The organism is uncultured Mucilaginibacter sp. (genome assembly GCF_903913935.1).
Classification (GTDB): Bacteria; Bacteroidota; Bacteroidia; order Sphingobacteriales; family Sphingobacteriaceae; genus Mucilaginibacter.
Window position 1 is genome coordinate 1 of the sequence record NZ_CAIWNH010000417.1, and the last position, 2,276, is coordinate 2,276.

Below are 2,276 nucleotides of genomic sequence, written 5' to 3' on the forward strand. Positions count from 1 at the left end.
ATGCTGTCTCCTACTTTCCCGGGCCAGTTCCAATGCGGAAAAATGTGGACTACCGGTTCGTTTGTCCAGGCCGCTTTGTATGCATAGTACCCGTCTTTGGGGAAACCGCAAATATCCATAAACCCGAAATGCGACGTAACGCATGGCCATTGATATGGCGTGGGCTCGCCACGGTAGTCAAAGGCTGTCCATACAAACAAGCCCCCGAGATAGGGATATTTAACAATATCCGCCCAATCTTCGCCAGGCAGCGGCCCCCAGCCGTGTTGCCATAGCCCGAGGTTTGAAACATAACCTTTTCCCCAATCATTCTTATACTCGCCACGGGTTGAAATAAAACTGGTGGCTTCTGTACAAAACTCGATCCGGTTAGGATATTTTTCATAGTCTTTTACATAAGCCAATCCTTTGTCGCCATAGTTATAGCCCACAACGTCCAGCACATCGCTATAGCCGCCTTCGTTCCGTCCATGATTCATGGCGCCTGTCACCGGCCGGGCAGGATCAATTTTATGGGTAATGTCAACCATTGTCTTGAGTATCCTCGCCCCGGTAACCGTGCCCTGGATCCATTCTTCATTTTCCATACTCCACATAAATATGGATGGGTGATTGCGGTCCCGGTATAACATGGTTGTTAAATCTTTTATCCCTTCTTCAGAACTTGACAACATGCGATTTTCGTCCAGTACCAGCAAACCCATCCTGTCACACATGTCAAGCAGCTCCGGTGTAGGGGGATGATGGGAACAACGGTAAGCATTGCAACCAACTTCTTTAAGCAACTTTAATTTGTATTCGTTTATCTTATCAGGAAGGGCTACACCTATGCCTGCAAAATCCTGGTGGTTGCAGGTGCCCTTTACAGGATAAAGTTTTCCGTTCAGAAATACCCCATTTCGGTTTATTTCGATGGTCCTTACCCCAAAAGTGGTTTCGTAATTGTCAATGATATTTCCGTTTTCAGAAACTTCGGTTAGTATTTTGTAAAGATTTGGTGTTTCGGGCGACCAAAGCAGTGGCTTTTGAATAGCGCCTTTTTGTGAAACCTCTATTGTACTCAATGGCTCTATTGCCTGGGATGATGTCTTTATGTCAAGAACGACTCCTTTATTATCGACAATTTTTGAGATCAGTGTAATATTTTTAACCGCTCCGTATTCGTTTTTAATATTAGTTTTTATGTTTACAGCAGCTTCATCCGGCGAAACTACAGGCGTGGTAACATAAGTTCCAAATCGGTCAACATGAAGCCTGTCGGTTTTATTGAGCCAAACATGCCGGTAAATGCCGCAGCCTTCATACCACCAACCTTCATATTCGGTAGCGTCAACCTTTACCAGAATAACGTTTTTGCCTTCGTTACCGTAACGCAAAACATCTGTTAAATCATAATTTGAAGGCGTATAACCACTTTGGTGGTTACCCATCAGCTGACCATTAACCCAAACGGTACTATTTCTAAAAATCCCGTCAAATTCTATGGATATTTTTTTCCCTTTATCGGTTTCCGGTATTTCAAATTGTTTTCGATAAAAGCCTATCCCACCGGGCAAATATCCGCTGACAGCTGGGGCACTCCCAATGGAATTGTCATTGACAAAAGTTCCCTCCACACACCAGTCATGCGGAAGATTTACTTCCCTCCAGTCTTCAGGTTTAAATACGGCTGCTTTATTGAGATCAGTATAAGCAACAATGGCCTCTTTATTTGTTTCAACTTTGACATTAATATCTGTTAGCCCCCCGTAACCGCCAGCTTTTACTGCACGTTTGATGGCGATATCACCTTTGTGGAACTGCCAGTTAAAATCAAAACACTCTTTGGTTCTTTTAGAAAGACCCGTTTGCTGCGCATTTTGCGCAATTCCTTTCATTGTACACAACAATAAAAAAAAGCAAATGCTGCTATATCTTGTTAATCCTTTAAACATCTATATAATTTCTTCACCCCCAATACCCTTACGGGCTTTCATTACTTAATTTCGATCAATTCAGGCTCTTCAGACGGCAGGGTAAAACTATCGACAAAGGTTTTATCTGTAAGTATGCCTTTAAAGGCGCCTTTCAGCCTGATCTCTACCGGTTTCCGGCCTGTATTGAGATACAGTACATGATTTTTGTCAACTTGCCTCGCCATCACACCATCGGGTACCTGCGGCCCCTTTTTAATACCGAGTTCATCTATCAGTTTATCCAGCAATGGGCCCAGTACCTCGCCGCTGGCAGGCAACCCGACGTAAATCGCCCTGCCTTTGCCGTATTGGTTAGAAGTA

General features: G+C 43.9%; 1 protein-coding gene and 1 pseudogene. Both read right to left on the reverse strand.

The window, feature by feature from the left end:
- Positions 1–1,877: glycoside hydrolase family 2 TIM barrel-domain containing protein (locus tag QZY09_RS16820; protein WP_295674227.1), on the reverse strand; the 1,877-nt coding region annotated here is incomplete at its 3' end.
- Between the two features lie 98 nt (positions 1,878–1,975).
- Positions 1,976–2,276: pseudogene (locus tag QZY09_RS16825) on the reverse strand (beta-galactosidase); the annotation flags it as partial.